Annotated in this window: 20 protein-coding genes and 1 pseudogene; 15 read left to right on the forward strand and 6 right to left on the reverse strand. The window is 73.6% G+C overall.

Annotated elements, in window-relative coordinates:
* Positions 1-177: 177 nt before the first annotated feature.
* From GXP71_RS19405 to pstB, 4 genes are all read left to right on the forward strand, one after another.
* A complete protein-coding gene (locus tag GXP71_RS19405) occupies positions 178-1,290 on the forward strand; it encodes a phosphate ABC transporter substrate-binding protein PstS (protein WP_162354020.1) in 1,113 nt (370 codons plus the stop codon).
* Positions 1,291-1,389: 99 nt separating this feature from the next.
* The gene (pstC, locus tag GXP71_RS19410; RefSeq protein ID WP_162354021.1) at positions 1,390-2,409 is read left to right on the forward strand and encodes a phosphate ABC transporter permease subunit PstC; all 1,020 of its coding nucleotides are present in this window, start codon (positions 1,390-1,392) and stop codon (positions 2,407-2,409) included.
* Entirely contained in the window at positions 2,409-3,368 is a 960-nt protein-coding gene (gene pstA / locus GXP71_RS19415; RefSeq protein ID WP_162354022.1) for a phosphate ABC transporter permease PstA, read from the forward strand. Before pstC ends, pstA begins: the two co-directional genes overlap by 1 nt.
* Before the next feature lie 9 nt (positions 3,369-3,377).
* A complete protein-coding gene (gene pstB, locus GXP71_RS19420) occupies positions 3,378-4,157 on the forward strand; it encodes a phosphate ABC transporter ATP-binding protein PstB (protein ID WP_162354023.1) in 780 nt (259 codons plus the stop codon).
* A 197-nt stretch (positions 4,158-4,354) separates the two neighbouring features.
* Here pstB and GXP71_RS19425 read toward each other — a convergent pair whose 3' ends face one another.
* The gene (locus GXP71_RS19425) at positions 4,355-4,936 is read right to left on the reverse strand and encodes a hypothetical protein (protein WP_162354024.1); all 582 of its coding nucleotides are present in this window, start codon (positions 4,934-4,936) and stop codon (positions 4,355-4,357) included.
* A gap of 346 nt (positions 4,937-5,282) precedes the next feature.
* Between GXP71_RS19425 and GXP71_RS19430 the strand changes: the two genes are divergently transcribed.
* From GXP71_RS19430 to ispF, 3 genes are read left to right on the forward strand one after another with little or no spacing between them, the layout of a single operon-like run.
* Entirely contained in the window at positions 5,283-5,765 is a 483-nt protein-coding gene (locus GXP71_RS19430; RefSeq protein ID WP_013769765.1) for a CarD family transcriptional regulator, read from the forward strand.
* Positions 5,766-5,811: 46 nt separating this feature from the next.
* The gene (locus GXP71_RS19435; protein WP_162354025.1) at positions 5,812-6,714 is read left to right on the forward strand and encodes a 2-C-methyl-D-erythritol 4-phosphate cytidylyltransferase; all 903 of its coding nucleotides are present in this window, start codon (positions 5,812-5,814) and stop codon (positions 6,712-6,714) included.
* Positions 6,711-7,208 (forward strand): 2-C-methyl-D-erythritol 2,4-cyclodiphosphate synthase, encoded by a 498-nt coding sequence (gene ispF / locus GXP71_RS19440; protein WP_162354026.1) that lies wholly within the window; start codon positions 6,711-6,713, stop codon positions 7,206-7,208. Before GXP71_RS19435 ends, ispF begins: the two co-directional genes overlap by 4 nt.
* Before the next feature lie 209 nt (positions 7,209-7,417).
* On the opposite strand, the pseudogene GXP71_RS19445 reads toward ispF, so the two are convergent.
* Positions 7,418-8,233, reverse strand: a pseudogene (locus GXP71_RS19445) (EamA family transporter); the annotation flags it as partial.
* Positions 8,234-8,318: 85 nt separating this feature from the next.
* Here GXP71_RS19445 and GXP71_RS19450 point away from each other — a divergent pair.
* Both GXP71_RS19450 and GXP71_RS19455 read left to right on the forward strand, forming a co-directional pair.
* Positions 8,319-9,230: a LysR family transcriptional regulator gene (locus GXP71_RS19450; protein WP_162354027.1), complete on the forward strand. Its 912-nt coding sequence runs from the start codon at positions 8,319-8,321 to the stop codon at positions 9,228-9,230.
* Positions 9,231-9,342: 112 nt separating this feature from the next.
* A complete protein-coding gene (locus GXP71_RS19455; protein WP_162354028.1) occupies positions 9,343-9,531 on the forward strand; it encodes a hypothetical protein in 189 nt (62 codons plus the stop codon).
* Between the two features lie 76 nt (positions 9,532-9,607).
* On the opposite strand, the gene GXP71_RS19460 is transcribed toward GXP71_RS19455, so the two are convergent.
* Both GXP71_RS19460 and GXP71_RS19465 read right to left on the reverse strand, forming a co-directional pair.
* Entirely contained in the window at positions 9,608-10,558 is a 951-nt protein-coding gene (locus GXP71_RS19460) for an NADP-dependent oxidoreductase (RefSeq protein WP_162354029.1), read from the reverse strand.
* A 121-nt stretch (positions 10,559-10,679) separates the two neighbouring features.
* Positions 10,680-12,047, reverse strand: coding sequence for a D-arabinono-1,4-lactone oxidase (locus GXP71_RS19465; RefSeq protein ID WP_162354030.1), 1,368 nt, complete (start codon positions 12,045-12,047; stop codon positions 10,680-10,682).
* A 164-nt stretch (positions 12,048-12,211) separates the two neighbouring features.
* On the opposite strand from GXP71_RS19465, the gene GXP71_RS19470 reads away from it, so the two are divergent.
* From GXP71_RS19470 to GXP71_RS19495, 6 genes are all read left to right on the forward strand, one after another.
* Positions 12,212-12,883 (forward strand): TetR/AcrR family transcriptional regulator, encoded by a 672-nt coding sequence (locus GXP71_RS19470; RefSeq protein WP_162354031.1) that lies wholly within the window; start codon positions 12,212-12,214, stop codon positions 12,881-12,883.
* Entirely contained in the window at positions 12,880-14,178 is a 1,299-nt protein-coding gene (locus GXP71_RS19475; protein ID WP_162354032.1) for an MFS transporter, read from the forward strand. The genes GXP71_RS19470 and GXP71_RS19475 overlap by 4 nt, the downstream gene beginning before the upstream one ends.
* Before the next feature lie 59 nt (positions 14,179-14,237).
* Positions 14,238-15,431 (forward strand): alanine racemase, encoded by a 1,194-nt coding sequence (locus GXP71_RS19480; protein WP_162354451.1) that lies wholly within the window; start codon positions 14,238-14,240, stop codon positions 15,429-15,431.
* Positions 15,432-15,587: 156 nt separating this feature from the next.
* Positions 15,588-17,012: a cysteine--tRNA ligase gene (cysS, locus tag GXP71_RS19485; RefSeq protein ID WP_162354033.1), complete on the forward strand. Its 1,425-nt coding sequence runs from the start codon at positions 15,588-15,590 to the stop codon at positions 17,010-17,012.
* A 95-nt stretch (positions 17,013-17,107) separates the two neighbouring features.
* Entirely contained in the window at positions 17,108-18,112 is a 1,005-nt protein-coding gene (gene rlmB / locus GXP71_RS19490; RefSeq protein ID WP_162354034.1) for a 23S rRNA (guanosine(2251)-2'-O)-methyltransferase RlmB, read from the forward strand.
* A 125-nt stretch (positions 18,113-18,237) separates the two neighbouring features.
* Positions 18,238-19,587: an ATP-binding protein gene (locus GXP71_RS19495; protein ID WP_162354035.1), complete on the forward strand. Its 1,350-nt coding sequence runs from the start codon at positions 18,238-18,240 to the stop codon at positions 19,585-19,587.
* Between the two features lie 75 nt (positions 19,588-19,662).
* On the opposite strand, the gene GXP71_RS19500 is transcribed toward GXP71_RS19495, so the two are convergent.
* Entirely contained in the window at positions 19,663-20,949 is a 1,287-nt protein-coding gene (locus GXP71_RS19500; protein WP_162354036.1) for a DUF4032 domain-containing protein, read from the reverse strand.
* Between the two features lie 194 nt (positions 20,950-21,143).
* Positions 21,144-22,271, reverse strand: coding sequence for an ABC transporter ATP-binding protein (locus GXP71_RS19505; protein ID WP_162354037.1), 1,128 nt, complete (start codon positions 22,269-22,271; stop codon positions 21,144-21,146).
* Positions 22,272-22,292: the final 21 nt, after the last annotated feature.

Consider the following 22,292-nt stretch of genomic DNA (forward strand, 5'->3'; position numbering starts at 1 on the left):
GGTGCAGCAGCCCGGGCGTCCGATACGTCCGGGACGCCTGACGAGCAAGGTCGCCGCGCACTTCGTCGGCCACCGTTCACCCCGGGTTCACCCACCGCCGTCCGGCGCGTCACGTGGGCTTCCTACCGTCGGCCACGCCGCGCACACCCCGGTGCGCGCACGAAAGGACGGACCACAGTGAAGCTCTCCCTCCACCGCCGCGCCGGGGCGGTCGCCCTCACCGGCGCTCTCGCCCTCGCGCTCGCGGCGTGCGGATCGGACGACCCGACCGGCTCCGGTGACCCGACCTCCGGGTCCGACGAGAGCGTCAGCACCCTCAGCGGTGAGCTCAACGGTGCAGGCGCCTCGTCGCAGGAGAAGGCCATGGACGCGTGGCGCGCCGGCTTCCAGAGCGGCAACCCCGACGTGACCGTCAACTACGACCCGGTCGGTTCCGGCGGCGGTCGTACCCAGTTCCTCGAGGGCGCCGTCCAGTTCGCCGGCACGGACTCGGCCCTGGACGAGGAGGAGCTCGCGACCGCGCAGGAGACCTGCTCGGCCGACGCGATCGACATCCCCGTGTACGTGAGCCCCATCGCCGTCGTCTTCAACCTCGAGGGCATCACCGAGCTCAACCTCTCGGCGACGACCATCGCGGGCATCTTCGAGGGCACGATCACGAGCTGGGACGCGGCCGAGATCAAGGCCGAGAACCCGGACGCGACGCTCCCCGCGGTCGCGATCACGCCCGTGCACCGCCTCGACGAGTCGGGCACGACGAAGAACTTCACCGACTGGCTCGGCAAGGCGTCGGGCGGCGCGTGGGCGCACGAGGCCGACGGCAACTGGCCGATCGAGGGCGGCGAGTCCGCGCAGGGCACGTCCGGCGTGATCCAGACGGTCCAGGGCGGCAACGGCACGATCACCTACGCGGACGAGTCCGCTGCCGGCTCGCTCGGCAAGGCGTCGATCAAGGTCGGCGAGGAGTGGGTGGCCCCGTCGGCGGACGCCGTCGCGGTCGCGCTCGACGCGTCGCCGCGGGCCGAGGGTCGCACGGAGCACGACATCGTCATCGACATCGACCGTGAGACCACGGAGTCGGGTGCCTACCCGCTGTTCCTCGTCTCGTACGCGGTCGCGTGCCTCCAGTACGAGGACGCCGAGACGGCCGACCTGGTCAAGGGCTTCCTCGACTACGTCGTGAGCACCGAGGGCCAGGAGGCGGCCGCCCAGGCCGCGGGCTCCGCGCCCCTGTCGGACGCGCTCGCGTCCGACGCGCAGGCTGCCGTCGAGGCGATCGCCGCCGCGTGACGGCACGCCGGTGACCGGCCCGCACCGGGGGGATGCGGGTCGGTCACCGGCTCCTCGCACGTGGGGCGCCTGCGCCCCCTCCCTCAGATCAGGAGAACCGTGACCAGTACGACGAGCCCTCCGACGGCGGGCCGACGCAGCGACGGGCCGCCGTCGCGCACCGCCCCGGCCCTGCGCCGCTCCGGCCGCGTGCGGGACCGGGGCGCGAGCCGTGTGTTCCGCTGGGCCGCGACCGGTGCGGGCGCCCTGATCCTGGTCGTCCTCGCCGCGGTCGCGGTCTTCCTCGTGCTCCGCGCGTGGCCCGCGCTCACGACGCCCGCCGCCGAGCTGACCGAGAAGATCACGTGGCTGCGCGGCGCCGACTCGCTGGCCGCGTTCGTCGGCCCGCTGGTGTTCGGCACGGTCCTGGCCGCGGCGCTCGCGCTGCTCGTCGCGACGCCGGTCGCGCTCGGGATCGCGCTGTTCATCTCGCACTACGCGCCGCGCCGGCTCGCGTCGGGCCTCGGCTACCTGGTCGACCTGCTGGCCGCGATCCCGTCGGTCGTCTACGGCCTGTGGGGCGCGCTGGTGCTCGCGCCGCTGGTCCAGCCGGTCTGGGCGTGGCTCAACCGGTACCTCGGCTGGATCCCGCTGTTCGGCGGCGACGTGTCGCCCACCGCGCGCGTCATCCTCACGGTCGGCCTGGTGCTGGCCGTCATGCTGCTGCCGATCATCACCGCCGTGAGCCGCGAGGTGTTCCTGCAGACGCCGCGCCTGCACGAGGAGGCCGCGCTCGCGCTCGGCGCGACCCGCTGGGAGATGATCCGCACCGCGGTGCTGCCGTTCGCGCGGTCCGGCATCATCTCCGCCGCGATGCTCGGCCTCGGCCGCGCGCTGGGCGAGACGATGGCCGTGCTGATGATCCTGTCGCCCGGGTTCCTGTACTCGTTCAAGCTGCTCGTCGCCGGCCAGCAGCAGACGATCGCCGCGAACATCGCGGCGCAGTTCCCCGAGGCCAACCCGCTGGGGGTCTCCGCCCTCATCGCGACGGGTCTCGCGCTGTTCGTCATCACGCTGCTCGTCAACATGGCCGCCCGCGCGATCGTCGCGCGCCGCAAGGACTTCTCGGGAGCCAACTGATGACCGCCGCCACCGCTCCCGTCGCCCCTGCGGGCAACGCCGACCTGCGTCGGGTGCTGTCCGCCGTCGACAAGGGCCGCCGCCGCCGCGACCGGATGATGACGGGCCTCGTCGTCGGCGCGTTCGCGATCGCGATGCTGCCGCTGGTCTCGGTCACGTGGACCGTGATCGCGCACGGCATCGAGCGGTTCGACGCGTACTTCCTCACGCACTCGATGCGCGGCGTCTTCGGCGGCATGGACGCCGGCGGCATCTACCACGCGATCGTCGGCACGGTCGAGATCACGCTGTTCGCGACGCTCATCTCGGTGCCGATCGGCCTGCTCACCGCGATCTACCTCGTCGAGTACGGCCGCGGCACGCTCGCGCGCTCGGTGACGTTCTTCGTCGACGTCATGACGGGCATCCCGTCGATCGTCGCGGGCCTCTTCGCGTACGCGCTGTTCGCGGTGATCCTCGGGCCCGGCATCCGGATGGGCATCGTCGGCTCCGTCGCGCTGTCCGTGCTGATGATCCCGGTCGTCGTGCGGTCGTGCGAGGAGATGCTGCGGCTCGTCCCGAACGAGCTGCGCGAGGCCGCGCTCGCGCTCGGCGTGCCGCGCTGGCTCACCATCGTGAAGGTCGTGCTGCGCACCGCCGTCGCGGGCATCGGCACGGGCGTGATGATCGCGATCGCGCGCGTCATCGGCGAGACCGCCCCGCTGCTCGTCACGGTCGGCGTCATCGACTCGATCAACTTCAACCTGTTCGAGGGCCGCATGATGACGCTGCCCGTCTACGTGTACCGGCAGTACCAGCAGGGCCTCGTGCCGTGCGCGCCGGACGCCGTCGACTGCGTCGCGACCATCAACTACGACCGGGCCTGGGCCGCCGCGCTGACGCTGATCCTCATCGTCATGCTGCTCAACCTGCTCGCGCGCCTCATCACCCGTTTCTTCGCTCCCAAGAACCTCGGCTAAGGACCCCGCATGTCTCAGCGCATCGACGTCAAGGACCTCAACATCTTCTACGGCGACTTCCGCGCCGTCGCCGACATCGAGATGGCCGTCGAGCCCCGCTCGGTGACGGCCTTCATCGGCCCGTCGGGCTGCGGCAAGTCGACGTTCCTGCGGACGCTCAACCGCATGCACGAGGTCATCCCGGGCGCACGCGTCGAGGGCACGGTCGCGATGGACGGCGTCGACCTCTACGGCAGCGACATCGACCCCGTCGCGGTCCGCCGCCAGGTCGGCATGGTGTTCCAGCGCCCCAACCCGTTCCCGACGATGTCCATCGCCGAGAACGTGCTCGCGGGCGTGCGGCTCAACAACCGCCGCATCTCGAAGGGCGACGCGCAGGACCTCGTCGAGGCGTCCCTGCGCGGCGCGAACCTCTGGAACGAGGTCAAGGACCGCCTCGACCGCCCAGGCTCGGGCCTGTCCGGCGGCCAGCAGCAGCGCCTGTGCATCGCGCGCGCGATCGCCGTGAAGCCGCAGGTGCTGCTCATGGACGAGCCGTGCTCCGCGCTCGACCCGATCTCGACGCTCGCGATCGAGGACCTCATCGCCGAGCTCAAGGCGAGCTACACGATCGTCATCGTCACGCACAACATGCAGCAGGCCGCGCGCGTGTCCGACCGCACCGCGTTCTTCAACCTCGCCGGCACCGGCCAGCCCGGCCGCCTGGTCGAGATCGACGAGACCTCGACGATCTTCTCCTCGCCGCGCGAGCAGTCGACCGAGGACTACATCTCGGGCCGCTTCGGCTGACCCGTCCCGGCCGGGCACGACCCGGGACGCGCGAAGGCCCGACCGGGTGATCCGGTCGGGCCTTCGTCGTGCGTGGTGCACAGGCGGTGCGTGGTGCACAGGCGGTGCGTGGTGCACAGGCGGTGCGTGGTGCACGGGCGGTGCGTGGTGCGGGTGCCGAGCGCGCCGCCCGCGGGCGGGCGGGTCCGGCCGCTGCGTCAGCCCTCGGCGGTCGCCGTCGGGGACGGCGTCGGCTCCGCGGACGCGGTCTCGGTGGCCGTCGGCGTGGGCGTCGGGGTGGCCGTGGGGGTCGGCGTCGGGACGAGACCCGCGTACTCCGGCAGCGTGCCGTCGAGGACCGGGACGTCGAACGTCGACGCGCCCCACGTGTCCGTGCCCAGCGTCAGCGAGACGAGCCCGCCCGGGATCGTCTCGACCGCGGCGAGGCGCACGTCGGCGCGGTCGTCCCCGTCCGTGCCGTCGAGCAGCACCGTGGCGCCTGCGGGCACGTCGACCGTCGTGGGCTCGGAGCCCTCGAACGTGAACGTCACGCGCTCGTCCTCGGACCCGTCGTTGACGAGCCCGCCGTGCAGGACGCCCGGGGCGCCGTCGCCGTCCGAGAGCACCATGAGGTTGTCGCCACGGATCTCGCCGACGGTCACGCGGACGCCGTCGGACGCGGCGTACTCGTCCTGCGTCGTGATCGGGTTGGTGGCCGAGCAGCCCGCGAGCGCGAGCGCGGCGGCGGTGGCGCCGGCGATCGCGAGGAGCCGGGGGGTGCGGAGGCGGGGCGAGGTCACGATGACTCCTCGGGGCGTCGGGTGCCCCAGTGCGGGGATCCGGTCAGGTCGACGGCCGTCGCACGGCTGCGCCGGCGGGCTGCCGGCGAGCGTCGAGGACGACCGCACGGTCAGCCTAGCCGCCCGCGGGCCGCGACCGGGCGCGGCGCACGCGCGCGACCTGCCCGGGAGGAACCTACCCGGGCGTTCGCCCAGGTCGTGGGTCCGACGTCCCGCGCGTCGAGGGTGCCGGTGTGCGGTGCTGCCGACGAGCACCGCGCTGACCTGCAGTGATGCAGGTCTCACGCCGTCGGGGAGTCAAATCGGGCGTGATAAGATACACGTCTGCGAAAGGGGACGCCTGCAGATGACTTTCACTGTTGGGGAGACCGTTGTCTACCCGCACCACGGTGCAGCGTTGATCGAAGAGATCAAGACCAGGACCATCCGCGGAGAGGACAAGATCTACCTCAAGCTCAAGGTCGCCCAGGGGGACCTGACCATCGAGGTGCCGGCGGAGAACGTCGACCTCGTGGGTGTACGTGACGTCGTGGGCCAGGAGGGCCTCGACCGCGTGTTCGAGGTGCTCCGTGCCCCGTACACGGAGGAGCCGACCAACTGGTCGCGCCGCTACAAGGCCAACCTCGAGAAGCTCGCCTCGGGCGACGTCATCAAGGTGGCCGAGGTCGTCCGTGACCTGTCGCGTCGTGACGCCGACCGCGGCCTGTCCGCGGGCGAGAAGCGCATGCTCGCCAAGGCCCGTCAGATCCTCGTCTCGGAGCTCGCGCTCGCCGAGCACACCGAGGAGGAGAAGGCCGAGGCCATCCTCGACGAGGTCCTCGCGTCCTGACCCCCGTCCAGCACGTCGGCCTCGCTCACCCCGCCCCCGCGTCCCGGTGAGCGTCGCCGCCGTCCTCACGGCCGCCGGCAGCGGTTCGCGCCTCGGCCACGCGCTGCCGAAGGCTCTCGTGCCGCTCGGTGGTGAACCGCTCGTCGTGCACGCCGCACGACGGCTGCTGGCGGCCCGCACGGCCGCCGGTGAGCACGTCGTGACCCTCGTGGTCACCGCACCCGCCGACCACGTCGACACCGTCCGCTCCCTCCTCGAGGGACTCGGTGGCGACGTGGTCGTCGTGCGTGGGGGGCCGACGCGGCAGTCGTCGGTCGCCGCCGCGCTCGACGTCCTCGCGTCCCGTGACGGCGTCGACGTCGTGCTCGTCCACGACGCCGCCCGCCCGCTCGTGCCGCCCGCCCTCGTCGCGCGCGTCGTCGAGGCCGTGCGCGCCGGGCACGACGCGGTGGTCCCCGGCGTGCCCGTGACCGACACCGTCAAGCAGGTGGGGCAGGCCGCGCCCGGTCGCGGTGCCCCCGGTGCCCCGGTCGCGGACGGGTCGCCGGCGGCGCCAGGCGCCGTGCCCGTGGCCCTGCCCGTCGTGCGGACCGTCCCCCGAGGTGACCTGCGCGCCGTCCAGACGCCGCAGGGGTTCCGGTTCGACGTGCTCGTCGCCGCGCACGCGCACGGGTCGCACGTCGCGCACGACGAGGCGCTCGCCGCGTCCGACGACGCGGGCCTCGTCGAGCTCGCAGGCGGGCCCGTCTGGGTCGTCGAGGGCCACGAGGACGCCGCCAAGGTGACCACCGCGCGCGACCTCGCGGTCGCCGAGCTGGTGCTGGCCGCTGCGGCGCCTGACGCGACCGCCTCGACCGGCACGACCGGCTCGCCGGGCGACGCGCGGCCGCGCGTGGACGCCGCCGTGGTCACGATCTCCGCCACGTCCGCCGCCGAGGAGGCCCCGTGACCCTGCCGCTGCCCCGGACCGGGATCGGCGTCGACGTGCACGCCTACGACCTCGACCCCGCACCCGACGCGGTCCTGCACCTCGCAGGGCTCGCGTGGCCGGGGGAGCGGCCGCTCGCGGGCCACTCCGACGCCGACGTCGCCGCGCACGCCGCCGCGGACGCGCTGCTCTCGGCCTCGGGCCTGGGCGACCTGGGGTCGAACTTCGGCACGTCGGAGCCGCAGTGGAAGGGTGCCGCGGGCACGACGCTCCTCGCGGAGGCCGCCCGCCGCGTGCGGGCCGCCGGCTTCGAGGTCGGCAACGTCGCCGTGCAGGTGATCGGCAACCGCCCGCGGCTCGGTCAGCGGCGCGCGGAGGCGGAGGCGGCGCTGTCGTCGGCCGCGGGAGCGCCCGTGACCGTCTCGGCCACGACGACCGACGGGCTGGGGCTCACGGGTCGCGGCGAGGGCGTCGCGGCGGTCGCGACCGCGCTCGTCGTCCCCGTCGCGGGCTGACCCGGCACGCGCGCACCCGTCTCCGGCTGACGTGCCACCAGCGCACCGGTCGCCGGCTGCCCCGCGACGGGCTCGTCCGTCGCCGGCTGACCCGCCCGCGGCTGACGGGACACGCCGGGCCACCACGACGGGACGGCGCGGGTGCTGCCGAGCAGCACGCCGCCGACCACGACGGCACCCCACGCGATCTCGACGAGCGGCGTCGGCTCGCGCAGCAGCAGCCAGGACGCCGCGATGCCGACGACCGGCACGAGCATCGAGAACGGTGCGACGGTGCTCGACGGGTGCCGCCCCATGAGCGCGGTCCACAGGCCCGACCCGAGCAGCGTGCCGATCAGCACGGTGTAGAGCAGGCCGCCGATGGCGAGCAGCCCTTGCGTCGTGGCCAGGCCCTCGAACGACGCGGCGATCCGCTCCGGGCCCTCGACGACGAGCGACGCGGCGAGCATCGGCAGCGGCGGGACGACGGACATCCAGAGCAGCAGCCGCAGCGGCTCGCCGGGAGCGGCACGCATCGCGAGCCGGTTGCCGAGGTTGCCGACGGCCCAGCCGAGCCCGCCGCACAGCGTGAGCACGACGGGCAGGAGGGTCGCACCGCCGTCGAGCCCGGCGCGGTGCAGCGCGATCCCGCCGAGGCCGACGACCGCGACCGCGACGCCGAGGCCCTGGCGGGCGCTGATCCGCTCGCGCAGCAGCGCGGCCGCGAGCACGACGGTGAACGGCGCCGACGACTGGAGCACGAGCGACGCGAGACCCGTCGGCATGCCCGAGTCCATCGCGAGGTAGAGGAACAGGAACTGCAGCACCCCGAACCCGAGGCCGTACAGCAGCACCCAGCGCCAGGGGGCGGCCGGGCGGCGGACGAGCAGGACGGTCGGGACCGCGATGAGCGCGAACCGGAGCGCGACGAGCAGGAACGGCGGGAACTGCTCGAGCTGGAGGTGGATGGCCGTGAAGTTCAGGCCCCACAGCACGGCGACGAGGACGGCGAGGGCGCGGTCGCGGGCGGGCATGCCACGCAGCATGACCCGGGCTGACCCTTCAGCACCATCGAGTTGTCGCGACGCGATGATGCAGCCGGACTGAACGGTTGGGCGTAAGGTCGGCGGCGTGGACGCCCGCTCGCTCGAGATCCTCCGCGCCGTGCACGTCCAGGGCGGCGTGACCGCGGCCGCCGCGACGCTGCACCTGACGCCGTCGGCGGTCTCCCAGCACGTGGCCGGCCTGCAGCGCGAGGTCGGCGTCCCGCTGACCGAGCGCGTCGGCCGGGGACTGCGCCTCACGGCTGCCGGTGTCGCGCTCGCCGACGCGGCCGTGGACGTCGCCGTGGCCCTCGAACGCGCCCGTGGCGCCGTCGACGCCTACCTCGCGCGTCCGGCGGGCGTCGTGCGCGTGAGCGCGTTCCAGAGCGGCGCGCAGCTGCTCCTGCCGGCCCTGCTGAGCCGGGTCGCGGACCTCGAGGGCGTCGTCGTCGAGTGCTCGGACGAGGACGTGGCGCAGGACGACTTCGTCGCGCTCACCGACCAGGTCGACGTCGTGGTCGCGCACCGCCCCGACGACGGCCGCTCGTGGTCCGCACCCGGCGTCGAGGTCGTCCCGCTGCTGCGCGAGCCGCTCGACGTCGCGGTCCCGCCCGACCACCCGTTCGCGCGGCGACGGTCCGTGCCGCCCGGGGAGCTCGCGGGTGTCGACTGGGTCGCCGTCCGGGAGGGCTTTCCGGTCGCGACGGTGCTCGCGGCCGTCGCCCGGCGCTCCGGTGACGCGCCGCGCGTCGTCCACCGCATCAACGACTTCCACGTGGCCGCGTCGTTCGTCGCCGCAGGTCACGGTGTCGCGCTGCTGCCGCGGTACACCTTCGTCGACGACCCGCGCGTGCGCCTGGTGCCTCTCGCGGACGTCCGGGCGGGCCGGCGCATCGACGCGCTGCTCCGTGCGGACCGCGCCGAGCGGGTCGTCGTGCGGCGCGTTCTGGACGAGCTGCGTGCGCTCGCGGACCGCATCGGCGGCCCCACCGCGTCGTGAGCGGCGGCGCCACGAACCACACGCACGGGGGCTCGCGTGGCCGCCCTGTCGTGGGATAGCGTCCCGGTTCGTGACGGAGTGGTCCGAGGAGCAGGGGTCTGCGCCAGAAGGCGTGGGAGCGCTCTCGGCTGCCCGCTCCGGGTCGTCGTCCCTCCCGCTGCGTCAACCGGGCAACCGCGTCCGGCTGCGCGTGCGCGTGCCCGCCGAGGTGCTCGAGGCGACCGAGCAGGGCCTGGCTGGCCTGGACGACGAGCACCGTCGCACGCTCGGTCAGGACGCCCCGCCGCCCGTGACGTTCTAGCGGCACCGCCGACGTCCCCCGGGGACCGACGTCGCCTCAGGCGGCACCCGGGCGCGGGCTCGCCGTGCACGCCCGGTCAGGGGATGAGGACCAGCTTCCCGCGGGCGTGACCGTCACGGCTCTCGCGGTGCGCCTCGGCGGCGTCGTCGAGCGGGAAGGTGCGCGCGACCCGCACGTCGAGCGACCCGTCGGCGGCGAGCTCCGCGAGCTGCGCGCGCGCCGCCTCCCGGACCGCCGTGCCGGGGTCGGCGCCCGGACCGCCGCCGAGCGCGGTGATGCCCAGCTCCGCCGCGCGGCCGAAGCCGGCGATGGTCGCGACGCGGTGCCGGTCGGCCACGACGGCGACCGACACGTCGAGCGCCTCGTCGGAGCCGACGGTGTCGATCGCGACGGTCACGGGACCCGTCGTCCGCTCGGCCTCGCGGACGCGGTCCAGCAGCCCGGGACCGTGCGCGACGGGGATCGCGCCGAGCGCCCGCAGGTCGTCGTGCGTCGCGGGCGACCCGGTCGCGACGACCTGCGCGCCGCGCAGGCCCGCGAGCTGCACCGCCATACGGCCGACGCCGCCCGAGCCGCCGTGGACGAGCACCACGTCTCCGTCGTGCGTGCCGGTCGCGGAGAGGGTGTGCACGGCGGTCGTCCCGGCGAGCAGCAGCCCGGACGCGGCGGGCCAGTCGAGCGTCCGGGGCCGCCGGCACGTCACCTGCTCGGACACCTCGAGGTGCGACGCGTACCCGCCGGTGACGCGCCACGCGATCACCTCGTCCCCCGGGGCGAGCCAGCGCACGGACGGGCCGACGGCGGTCACGACGCCCGCGACCTCGAGGCCGAGCCGGATCGGCAGCCGTGCGGGGTCGTTCCCAGGCCCGGCGGCGTACATCTTCCAGTCGATCGGGTTGACCGCGGCGGCTCTCACCTCGAGGAGCACGTTGCCCGGTCCGGGGTCCGTCGGCGCGGTCTCGACGGTGCGGAGCACCTCCGGCCCACCGAACGCGGTCGCGACGACAGCCCTGCTCGTGACACTCACCCGGCACAGCCTGCACCGGACACCCGTTCGCCGCCAGGGTTGATGCGTCCGCATGCACGCGATCACTCGCCCGGGTGACCCGACCGGTCCCGACCTGGTCGGACGTCCAGCGATCCGCCCCTCAGGCCGCGCGCGGGGCCTTCTCGTCGTGCGGCACCGGACCGAGCACCTGGTCGAGGTAGGCGTTGCTGAACGTGCCCCCGGGGTCCGCCTGGGCGCGCACCCGCTGCGCGTCGCAGAGCCGCGGGTAGACGCGTGCGAGCGCGTCGGAGTCGAGCCAGTGCAGCTTGCCCCAGTGCGGGCGACCGCCCACCTGCGCGGCGATCCGCTCGACCGCGGTGAAGTAGCGCGTGTAGGGCAGGTGGGCGTTCTGGTGCACCGCGACATAGGCCGTCGGGCGGCCGTGAGCCGTGGACAGCCACAGGTCGTCGGCGGCGGCGAACCGCACCTCGACCGGGAACGGCAGGCGCTCGCCCGACGCCTCGATCCACGCGTCGACCTCGGCGAGCACGTCGGCGACGCTCTCGCGCGGGACGGCGTACTCCATCTCGCGGAACCGCACGCGTCGCGGCGAGACGAACACCTCGGCCGACGGGGCGGTGTAGCGGCGGGCGGACAGCGCGCGGCTGCTCAGCTGGTTGATGCCGACGGTCGCGGGCGGCACGAGCGTCGCGATGCGGTTGGTCAGCGCGAACATCGCGTTGGAGAGCAGCTCGTCGTCGATCCACGAGCGCACGGGGCTCAGCGGCCGGACGACGTCGTCGGGCACCCGGTTGTTGCGCTTGGTGAGGGCACGGCGCGTGTGGGGGAACCAGTAGAACTCGAAGTGGTCGTTGCCGTCGACGAGGCCCTGGGGACCCTCGAGCTCCTCGAGCACGCGGTCGAGCGGCCACGGCTCCTCGCGCGCCTCGAGCCGGAACGCGGGCACGACCTCGAGCGTCAGGGCGGCGAGCACGCCGACGCTGCCGAGGCCCAGGCGCGCGAGCTCGAAGAGCTCGGGGTGCCGGGTGGGGGAGACCTCGACGACGTCGCCGTCGGCGAGGACGAGGCGGGCGCCGACCACCTGCGTCGCGAGGCCGCCGAGGCGCGAGCCGGTGCCGTGCGTGCCGGTCGAGACGGCGCCGGCGATCGACTGCTTGTCGATGTCGCCGAGGTTGCGCATCGCGAGGCCGTGCTGCGCGAGCAGGGTGTTGAGCGCGCGCAGCCGGATGCCGGCGCCGACCGTGACGTGCGTCGTGCCGTCGGGCTGCGGGACGACACGCTCGAGCGCGTCGATCGCGTCGAGGTGAACCTGCACGCCGTCCGTGACCGCGGCGGGGGTGAAGGAGTGGCCGCCGCCGACCGCGCGCACCCGCAGGCCCGCGTGCGTGGCGGCACGGACCGTCGCGACGAGTTCGCCCAGGTCACGGGGGTGCGCCACGCTGCGCGGCGTCGCGTGCGCGGTGCGTGCCCAGTTCTGCCAGGGCGTGGCGGCCGACGTCTTCCCCATCCTGGACAACGTTCCTCCTGGTCGGTTGTCCAAGTCAAGTGCGTGCACACCTTGACTATCGTCACGACTGACATTGAGATATGGCGTGGGGAGACGCGACGGCACCCTCGACGCAACCGGCGGTCGGGCCGGTGAGGGACGTCGCATCGAGGGAGGGGACCCGGATGAACCGCTTGCCCGTCGCCGAGAGGCGCGAGCAGCTGATCGAGGCTGCGCTGACCGTCGCCAGCCGCGACGGCATCGACGCCGCGACCGTGCGCGCCATCGCCGCCGAGGCAGGAGTCTCGCTCGGCGTCGTGCACTACTGCTTCCAGGACAAGGACGAGCTGCTGCGGTCCATGGCGCACGCCATCACCGCGCAGAACCTCGCCCGCAGCCTCGACGACCTGCCCGAGGGCGCGGACGTCACGGTCATCGTGAGCGCCGTGCTCGACGCGCTGTGGGACACCATCGCGTCCGCACGTGGCCCGCAGCTGCTCTCGTACGAGCTCACGACGTCGTCGCTGCGGCACGCCGAGCTCAACCAGGTCGCGATCGAGCAGTACCGCGGCCAGTGGTCCGCCGCCGAGCAGGTGCTCGAGCTCGTCGAGAAGGCCGCGCACGTCGGCTGGACCGTGCCCCGCGCGCACGTCGCGCGGGCCGTCGTCGCCGTCGTCGACGGGTTCTCGCTCGCGTGGCTCGTCGACGGGGACTCCGAGGCCGCCCGTCGCGGCCTCCAGGGCTTCGGCCAGTACCTCGCGACCATGGCCGTCCCCGTCGAGCTCGCCCCCGAGGCGCTCGACCACGGCCTGCCGCCCGGCACGTCCGCGCGCGCGGACCAGCAGACCACCGCGTGAGCACCGAGGCCAGGGGGAGCAGCAGCACGGTCACGACGGCGGCCCGGCGCGCCCGGGTCGCGACGTCCGGCGGGTTCGCCACCCAGGGGTTCGTCTACGCGCTCCTGCTCACCAGCCTCGAGCAGTTCAAGGACCGGTACGGCGTCGACGACGGGCAGATCACGCTCGTCGTGCTCGGCGTCTGCGCGCTCGCCGCCGTGGGCACCCTCGTCGCGGACCGCGTCGCGCGCGGTCGCGCAGGCAGCCGCGGGGCGCTCGCGGCCGGACTGTGCGTGCTCGTCGCCGCGGTCGCCGTCGTCTCCGCCGCGCCGACGTTCGCGGTGCTCGCGCTCGGGTTCGCCGTCTACGGGCTCGGGCTCGGGCTCGTCGACGCCGGGACCAACATGCAGGCCGTGTCCGTGCAGCGCGTCTACGGGCGGTCGCTGCTCACGGGCTTCTACGCCGCGTGGTCGGTCGGCGGGATCGCCGGTGCCGTGCTCGTGTCCGTGACCGCCGGGCGGACGCCCGTCGAGCCCGTCGCGTACGTGCTGTGGTCGGGCATCCTCGTCGCCTCGCTCGCGGCCGTCCTCGTCGCCGCCGCCGGGTGGCGTCGCGACCTCTCGGGCGGTGCGGCCACGGTCGACGCGTCGGCCGACGTCGCCGGACGCGTCCCCTGGGGTCCGGTCCTCCTCCTCGGCCTCGGCGTCGTCGCGTACTACGTCGCCGACACCGCCGTCTCGACCTGGTCGACCATCTACCTGGGCGACGTGCTCGACGCGACGGCGCGCATAGCCCCGCTCGGGTACGCCGCCTACCTCGCGACGACGCTCGTCTCGCGCGTCGCGGGCGACCCGCTGGTCCGCCGGCACGGGCGCGCCGCCGTGGTCCGCGTCGCCGCCGTCGTCGGTGCGATCGGGCTCGTGCTCGTCGTCGTCGCGCCCGGCACCCCCGTCGCGCTGCTCGGGTTCGCGGTCACCGGCGCCGGCCTCGGCGTGATCGCGCCGCTGTGCTTCTCGGCCGCCGGCGCGCTCGCGCCCGGGCACGCCGACGCCGTCGTCGCGCGGCTCAACATCTTCAACTACGTCGGTGCCGTGCTCGGCGGCGTGCTCGTCGGTGCGATCGGCTCCGGGTCGACGCTGCGCGCCGGGTTCGTCGTCCCCGTGCTGCTCGTCGTCGCCGTCGCGGTGGTCGCGCCGCGGTTCGGGCGGCGCAGCGCAGGCGACGGCGGCGACGACGGGACCGCTGTCGCGGCCACGTCGGCCGGCCCGGTGACCGCCACGGGCGGGGCCGTCCCCACGGACGGAGCCACGCGGTGACCGCCGCCACGCGCGGGACCGTCCCGCCCGGCGGGACGACCGACCGCCCGGGGGACGCGGTGGCACGGTCGACGGAGACGCTCGGCGCGCGGCTCGACGAGGCGACGCGCGGACTGCCGGCCCCGCTCGCCGTGGTCGACCTCGACGCGCTCGACGCCAACGCCACCGACCTGGTCCGCCGCGCCGGCGGGACGCCGGTCCGCGTCGCGTCGAAGTCCGTCCGGGTGCGCCACGTCCTGCACGACGTGCTCGCCCGGCCCGGGTTCGCGGGCGTCATGGCGTACTCGGTGCGCGAGGCCGTCTGGCTGGCGCGCGAGGGCGTCGACGACGTGCTGCTCGGCTACCCGAGCGTCGACACCGGCGCGCTCGACGACCTCGCCACCGACCCGCGGGCTGCGGCGGCCGTCACGCTCATGGTCGACGACGTCGCGCAGGCCGACCTCGCCGCGGCCGCGGCCACCGCGCACGGGACGACCCTGCGTGTGTGCCTCGACGTCGACGCGTCGCTGCGCGTGCGGCTCGGCCCGCTGCGCGCGCACCTCGGCGTCCGCCGCTCCCCGGTGCACTCCGCCGCCGACGCCGCCGTGCTCGCCGCCGCCGTCGAGGCCCGCGGGCCGCTCGTGGTGCGTGGCGTCATGTTCTACGAGGCGCAGGTCGCCGGTCTGCCCGACACCAGCCCCGCCGTGCGGGCCGTGAAGCGGCTGTCCGTCGCCGACCTGGCGGTCCGGCGCGCCGCCGTCGTCGAGGCCGTGCAGGACGCCGTCGGGCACCCGCTCGACCTCGTGAACTCGGGCGGGTCCGGGTCGGTCGAGACGAGCGTCTCCGACGGCACCGTCACCGAGGTCACCGCCGGCTCCGGGCTGTTCGTGCCGACGCTCTTCGACCGCTACCGCGCGTTCGAGCCGCGCCCCGCCGCGTTCTTCGGCCTCGACGTCGTCCGCGTGCCCGCGCCGGGCTGGGCGACCGTCTTCGGCGGCGGGTACGTCGCGTCCGGTCCGGCCGTGAAGACGCGCCTGCCCCGCCCTGTGTGGCCGGGCGGTCTCGCGCTCAGCGGCCGTGAGGGTGCGGGCGAGGTGCAGACGCCGCTGCGGCTGTCGTCGAGCGCCGACCTGCGCGTCGGCGACCGCGTGTGGTTCCGGCACGCCAAGGCGGGCGAGGTCATGGAGCGGTTCGCCGACGTGCACCTCGTGCGCGGCACCGCCGTCGAGGCCACCGTGCCGACGTACCGGGGCGAGGGGCGCACCTTCGGCTGAGCGCGGCAGCGCGGGCGAGCGGCGTCCGGCTGACCCGCGCGGTCCCGTCGAGCGGTGGGGCCGGCGCCCCGCGCGACCGGCTCCCGTCCCGACCCGACCCGGGTGAGCAGCGATGACGGCGGCGACGGCGAGGGGAGGACCCGTACGATGACGGGCGTGACCCTGCGCCTGTTCGACACCGCGACCCGCACGGTGCGCGACTTCGTCCCGCTCACCGCGGGCGAGGTCGGCATCTACCTGTGCGGCGCGACCGTCCAGGCGCCCCCGCACATCGGCCACGTCCGGTCCGGCGTCGCGTTCGACGTGCTGGTGCGCTGGCTGCGCCGCACGGGCCACCGCGTCACGCTGGTCCGCAACGTCACCGACATCGACGACAAGATCCTCGCCAAGGCCGCCGACGCGGGCGAGCCGTGGTGGGCGTGGGCGGCGACGAACGAGCGCGCGTTCACGGCCGCGTACGACGCGCTCGGCGTCCTGCCCCCGACGTACGAGCCGCGCGCGACCGGGCACGTCCCCGCGATGGTCGAGCTCGTCGACCGGCTCGTCGACGCCGGGCACGCGTACACGACCGGCCCGGGCGACGTGTGGTTCGACGTCCGCTCCTACGCGGAGTACGGCGCCCTCACCAACCAGCGGGTCGACGACATGGTCCCCGCCCCCGACGACGCGTCGGGCGCCAGCAAGCGTGACGCGCGGGACTTCGCGCTCTGGAAGTCGCCCAAGCCGGGCGAGCCCACGAGCGCGTCGTGGGACACCCCCTGGGGCCGTGCGCGGCCGGGCTGGCACCTCGAGTGCTCGGCGATGGCGCGGCGGTACCTCGGCGACGCGTTCGACATCCACGGAGGCGGGCTCGACCTGCGGTTCCCGCACCACGAGAACGAGCAGGCCCAGTCGCACGCCGCCGGGTACGGGTTCGCGCAGTACTGGCTGCACAACGGCTGGGTCACGCAGGGCGGCGCGAAGATGAGCAAGTCGCTCGGCAACGGGCTGCTCGTCGACGTCGTGCTCCAGGGCGTCCGTGCTGCCGTGCTCCGGTACGCGCTCACGTCCGTGCAGTACCGGTCGATGCTCGAGTGGACCGACGACTCGCTGCGCGAGGCCGAGGCGACGTGGGACCGGCTCGCCGGTTTCGTCGAGCGCGCGGCCGAGAAGGTCGGCGCCGCGGACCTCGACGAGGTCGCCAAGGCCGACCTGCCCGACGCGTTCGTCGCCGCGATGGACGACGACCTCAACGTGCCCGCCGCGCTCGCGGTAGTGCACGAGCACCTGCGGCTCGGCAATGGCGCGCTCGCGTCGGGTGACCTGGTCGTGGCCCGGACCGAGATGGTCGCGCTGCGCGCGATGCTCGACGTCCTCGGGCTCGACCCGGGCAGCCCGCAGTGGGCCGCGCGCGGCGGCGACGAGCGGTACGCACGTGCCCTCGACGCGGTCGTCGCCGGGCAGCTCGAGGCCCGCGCCCAGGCGCGCGCCGACCGCGACTTCGCGACCGCCGACGCGATCCGCGACCGCCTCGCGGCCGCCGGGGTCGTCGTCGAGGACTCGCCGACGGGGGCCCGCTGGTCCCTGCGACCCGAGGGCTGACCGCCACCCCGCTGCGGCCGCCGCCGCCCGACCGGAACCGCGCGGGCCCGACCCGCACCAGACGTTCGCACCACCAGACGTAGGAGACAGCACCCATGGCCGGCAACTCCCAGCGCCGAGGCGCCACCCGCAAGCCGGGGTCCAAGAAGGGCGCGTCCGTCGGCACCGGCGGGCACGGCCGCAAGTCGCTCGAGGGCAAGGGGCCGACGCCCAAAGCCGAGGACCGCCCGTACCACGCGGCGTACAAGAAGAAGGTCGCCGCGGAGAAGCGCACGGTCGCGGGCCAGGGCCGCTCGGGTCAGCGCTCGGCGTCCGCGTCGCGCAGCGCGGCCGGGGGCCGCGGCGGCCGGACGTCGTCGACGCACGAGATCGTCTCCGGGCGGAACTCCGTCGTCGAGGCGCTGCGGGCCGGCATCCCGGTGTCGACCGTGTACCTCGCGGCACGGCTCGAGGCCGACGACCGCACGCGCGAGATCGTCTCGACCGCCGCCGAGTCCGGCTACCCGCTGCTCGAGGTCAGCCGCACCGAGCTCGACCGGCTCACCGACGGGTCCGTGCACCAGGGCGTCGCGATCCAGGTGCCGCCGTACGCGTACGCCGACGACGAGGACCTGCTCGACGCCGCCGAGGCGTCCGAGCAGCCTGCGCTCGTCGTCGCGCTCGACGGCGTGACCGACCCGCGCAACCTCGGCGCCGTGCTCCGGTCCGCGGGCGCGTTCGGTGCGCACGGCGTGCTCGTGCCCGAGCGTCGCGCCGCGGGTGTCACGGCCTCGGCGTGGAAGGTGTCCGCGGGTGCCGCGGCGCGCGTGCCCGTCGCGCGCGTGAAGAACCTGGTACGGACCCTGCAGGCGTACCGCGAGGCGGGCGTGTTCGTCGTCGGGCTCGACGGCGGCGGCGACGTCGCGATCGGCGACGTCGCGTTCGCCGAGGACCCGCTCGTGCTCGTCGTCGGCTCCGAGGGCAAGGGCCTGTCCCGGCTCGTGCGCGAGCAGTGCGACGCGATCGCGTCCATCCCGATCGCGTCGGCCGTCGAGTCGCTCAACGCGGGGGTCGCCGCGGGGATCGCGCTCTACGAGGTCGCCCGCCGCCGCGCGTCGTAACCCGTACCCACGGGCTTGACGGCAGCCCGTCAGGCGCGCGACGTCGGTTACTGTAAAACTGTTACAGCGCTTTGGTGTACGCCGCAGAGGTAGACGTCGCTCTCTCCCAGACTGTCGATGACGCCATGAGGGCGCTCGCAGACCTGCCCGAAGGGCAGTGGTTCGAGCGGAAGTCTGGTCGGATCGCGCCTCGGGACCTCGCGGTCCCTTTGGTGGCGTTCGCCAACGCCGAGGGTGGGTGCATCGTCGTGGGGATCCACTCCGGCGCGGTCGACGGTGTGGGCGAAGGTCGCCTCAACGACCTGCGCGAGGTCGCCCAGGACTTCACACAACCCGTCGTACGGACACGGGCTGAGGTGTTGACGACCTCCGACGGGGCGCACGTGCTCCTCTTGCGCGTCGATCCCGGTGAGAGAGTGCACGAAACGACGAGCGGTGACTGTTATCTCCGCGTAGGCGACGAGTCTCGGAAGCTTGGCTTCGCTCAGCGTCAGGAACTGGAGTACGACCGCGGCGGAGCGCCCTTCGACGGGACAACGGTCGACCTCGGGGTCGAGGACCTCGACGCGAGTCAGGTCTCGGCCTATCAGCTGGCGATTGGTTCGTCGTCACCAGAGTCGATGCTTCGCGCACGCGGACTCCTCACACGTCAGGGGCGTTTGACGGTTGCTGCTTACCTGTTGTTCGGCGAGCGACCGCAGGACGCATTTCCGAATGCTCATGTCCGCATCCTGCGGTACCGCGACGTGGAGCGCGGGACGGGCGCTGGGCTCACACTCGAGGATGCCGCGGACGTTCGTTGCGAAGGTTCGATCCCGCAGCAGATCACCGAGGCCGCAAACGTCATCGAGTGGTTCCTGCCCGATCGTCGTGCGTTAGGGGCAAGCGGACGGTTCGAACGCATTCCGGTGATCCCTCGAGATGCGTGGCTCGAAGGCCTCGTCAATGCCGTGCTTCATCGCTCCTACAGCATGGCGGGCGATCACGTGCGGGTGGAGATCTTCCCGGATCGGTTGGAGATCGCTAGCCCTGGACGATTCCCTGGACTAGTCGACCCGAGTCGACCGCTCGACATCAGCCGCTACGCGCGCAATCCACGAATTGCGCGCGTCTGCTCGGACCTCGGCATCGCACAGGAACTGGGCGAGGGCATACGACGCATCTTCGATGAGATGCGCGCTCGGGGTCTCACCGATCCGTTGTACACGCAGACGGCCGGAGCCGTGCAACTGACGTTGTTCTTCTCGGATGCGCTCCCGCGTGAGGTGCGTGAGTCGCTCCCTGCGGGCGCTCTGAAGGTGCTTGACGTGCTGCGCCGTGTCGGGCGGCCAATCGGCACAGGGCAGGTGGCCGACGCGGCAGGTGTCACGCGCCCTACGGCGTCCCGCCACCTTCAGCGACTGCAGGACGCTGGCCTGATCACGTGGGAGGGGCAGTCACCCAAAGACCCACGGGCGGCGTGGCGTCTGACCTGAGACTCGCGAACGGCAGCTGCAACGGCTACTGCCACATGCTCTTTGCAGTAGGCGTTGCAGTAGTGACAACATCGGTCAGCCGAGGAGCTGGTCGTCCTCGACCTGCGGGAACATGTCGGTGTCGCGGATGTCGCCCGACTGCACGCCCAGGATCGCGTCCTCGTCGGGGCGCGTCGGCAGGATGTTCTTCACGTAGCTCTTGACGACCTCGGGCATCGGCACGTCGCGGCCGTGCTGCTGCGACAGGTACCACCGGTGGTCGAGGAGCTCGTGGAACACCTGCGCGGGCTCGAGCTTGTGCCGCAGCTCCCGCGGGACGGCGCGCACCGCGGGCTCGAACACCTCGGTGAGCCAGTCGTGCGCGACGAACGCCTCGTCCTCGCGCTGCCGATCGGTCGCGGCCCGGTACTCGTCGAGGTCGTTGAGCAGGCGACGGGCCTGGTTCTCCTGCACGTCGAGGCCGGTCAGGCGCATGAGGCGGCGGGAGTGGTGGCCCGCGTCGACGACCTTCGGCTGGATCTGCACGGTCGTGCCGCCGACGTCGGTCGTGATGTCGAGCTCGCCGACGTCGAACCCGAGGTCGTTGAGGCGGTCGATGCGCGCCTGCACGCGCCACCGCTCGCCGTAGCCGAACGACTCGGTCTCGGTCAGCGCGCGCCACAGCTCGCGGTACCGCTCGGCGAGCGCGTTGCCGATCGCGACGGCGTCGACGTCCTCCTCGAGGAACTCGCCGGCCTGCAGGTCCATGAGCTCGCCGATGATGTTGACCCGCGCGACCTCGAGGTCGTACTCGCGCTGGCCCGTCGTCAGGGTGTCGTGCAGGTCGCCCGTCTCGGCGTCGACGAGGTACGCGGCGAACGTCTCCGCGTCGCGGCGGAACAGGGTGTTCGACAGCGACACGTCGCCCCAGTAGAAGCCGGCGAGGTGCAGGCGGACGAGCAGCACGGCGAGCGCGTCGATGAGCCGCGTCGCGGTGTCGGGGCGCAGCGACTGGCTGAACAGCGCGCGGTACGGGAGCGAGAACTGCAGGTGCTCGGTGATGAGCACGGCCTCGAGCGGCTCGCCGTCGGGGTCGCGCCGACCGGTGATGACACCGACGGGCACGACGCTCGGCACGTCGATGCGGTCGAGCTGGCGCAGCAGCTCGTACTCGCGGTAGGCGACGGTCTCCCCGATCTCCTTGACCGCGATGACCCGGCCCGAGAGCCGCACGAACCGCACGATGTGGCGGGAGATGCCGCGGGGGAGCGCGGCCAGCGTCTCGGCCGGCCAGTCCTCCAGCGGCACCTGCCACGGCAGGTCGAGGAGCGCGGGGTCCGGGTTGGCCGCGGTGATCTGCAGGCGCTGCGGCGTCGGGCTCATGACCCGATCCTCTCAGAGTGGTCCGACGACCGACCCTGCGGGCGGGCACGGAAGTCGGGGAGGACGTGTGGGCGTCCCGCACAACGGGACGCGCGGGCGCGGGCGTGCCGTCGACGGGGCGCACCCTGCCGAACGCCCGACGGGCGGGCCCGGCCGGAGCCGGACCCGCCCGTCGGCGGTGCTGCAGGGAGCGATCAGACCGTGATGCGCTCGCCGGTGCCCGCGTGGAACAGGTGCTGCTGGCCCTCGCGGATGCGGACCCAGACGGTCTCGCCCTTGGCGGGGACGCCGCGCGGGTCGATGCGGACGATGATCTGCGCGTCGCCGGCACCGGAGTGCACGGCCTCGGCGCCGCCGAACTCGTTCGTCAGCGACGCGTAGAGGAACGCGTCCGAGCCGAGCTCCTCGACGATGTTCACGATGACCGGGATCGCGTCGGGGGTGCCCTGCGGGACGACCTCGAGCGCCTCGGGGCGGAAGCCGAGCGTGATGTGGTTGCGGTCGGCCTCGGTGAACTTGGCGATGACGTCGCGCGGCAGCGAGACGCGCGCACGGCCGAGCTGCGCGGCGCCCTCGAGCACCGGGACCGTGGCGATGTTCATGGCCGGCGAGCCGATGAAGCCGGCGACGAAGACGTTGGCCGGGGTGTCGTACATGTCGCGCGGCGTGCCGACCTGCTGCAGGAGGCCGTCCTTGAGGACCGCGATGCGGTCACCCATCGTCAGGGCCTCGGTCTGGTCGTGCGTGACGTACACGGTGGTGACACCGAGACGACGCTGCAGCGACGCGATCTGCGTACGGGTCTGGACGCGGAGCTTGGCGTCGAGGTTCGACAGCGGCTCGTCCATGAGGAACACCTGGGGCTGACGCACGATGGCGCGGCCCATGGCGACACGCTGACGCTGACCACCCGAGAGGGCCTTCGGCTTGCGGTCGAGGTACTGGGAGAGGTCGAGGATCTTGGCGGCCTCCTCGACGCGCTGGCGGATCTCCGCCTTCGGCGTGCCGGCGATCTTGAGCGCGAAGCCCATGTTGTCGGCGACCGTCATGTGCGGGTACAGCGCGTAGTTCTGGAACACCATCGCGATGTCCCGGTCCTTCGGCTGGACGTCCGTGACGTCGCGGTCGCCGATGAGGATGCGACCCGCGTTGACGTCCTCGAGACCCGCGAGCATGCGGAGCGAGGTGGACTTGCCGCAGCCGGAGGGGCCGACGAGGACGAGGAACTCGCCGTCCTCGATGTGCAGGTCGAGCGAGTCGACCGCGGGGCGCTCCGTGCCCGGGTAGACCCGGGTGGCCTTGTCGAACGTGACCGTAGCCATGTCTGATCCGTTCCCTTCACC

The sequence above is a fragment of the Cellulomonas sp. H30R-01 genome (assembly GCF_010119915.1).
Lineage (GTDB): Bacteria > Actinomycetota > Actinomycetes > Actinomycetales > Cellulomonadaceae > Cellulomonas > Cellulomonas algicola.

Coding starts and splice junctions, on each gene's coding strand:
- pstA (WP_162354022.1), top strand. CDS start 2,409: ATGACCGCCGCCACCGCTCCCGTCGCCCCTGCGGGCAACGCCGACCTG.
- pstB (WP_162354023.1), top strand. CDS start 3,378: ATGTCTCAGCGCATCGACGTCAAGGACCTCAACATCTTCTACGGCGAC.
- GXP71_RS19430 (WP_013769765.1), top strand. CDS start 5,283: ATGACTTTCACTGTTGGGGAGACCGTTGTCTACCCGCACCACGGTGCA.
- GXP71_RS19465 (WP_162354030.1), bottom strand. CDS start 12,047: ATGGGGAAGACGTCGGCCGCCACGCCCTGGCAGAACTGGGCACGCACC.
- GXP71_RS19470 (WP_162354031.1), top strand. CDS start 12,212: ATGAACCGCTTGCCCGTCGCCGAGAGGCGCGAGCAGCTGATCGAGGCT.
- rlmB (WP_162354034.1), top strand. CDS start 17,108: ATGGCCGGCAACTCCCAGCGCCGAGGCGCCACCCGCAAGCCGGGGTCC.
- GXP71_RS19495 (WP_162354035.1), top strand. CDS start 18,238: ATGAGGGCGCTCGCAGACCTGCCCGAAGGGCAGTGGTTCGAGCGGAAG.
- GXP71_RS19500 (WP_162354036.1), bottom strand. CDS start 20,949: ATGAGCCCGACGCCGCAGCGCCTGCAGATCACCGCGGCCAACCCGGAC.
- GXP71_RS19505 (WP_162354037.1), bottom strand. CDS start 22,271: ATGGCTACGGTCACGTTCGACAAGGCCACCCGGGTCTACCCGGGCACG.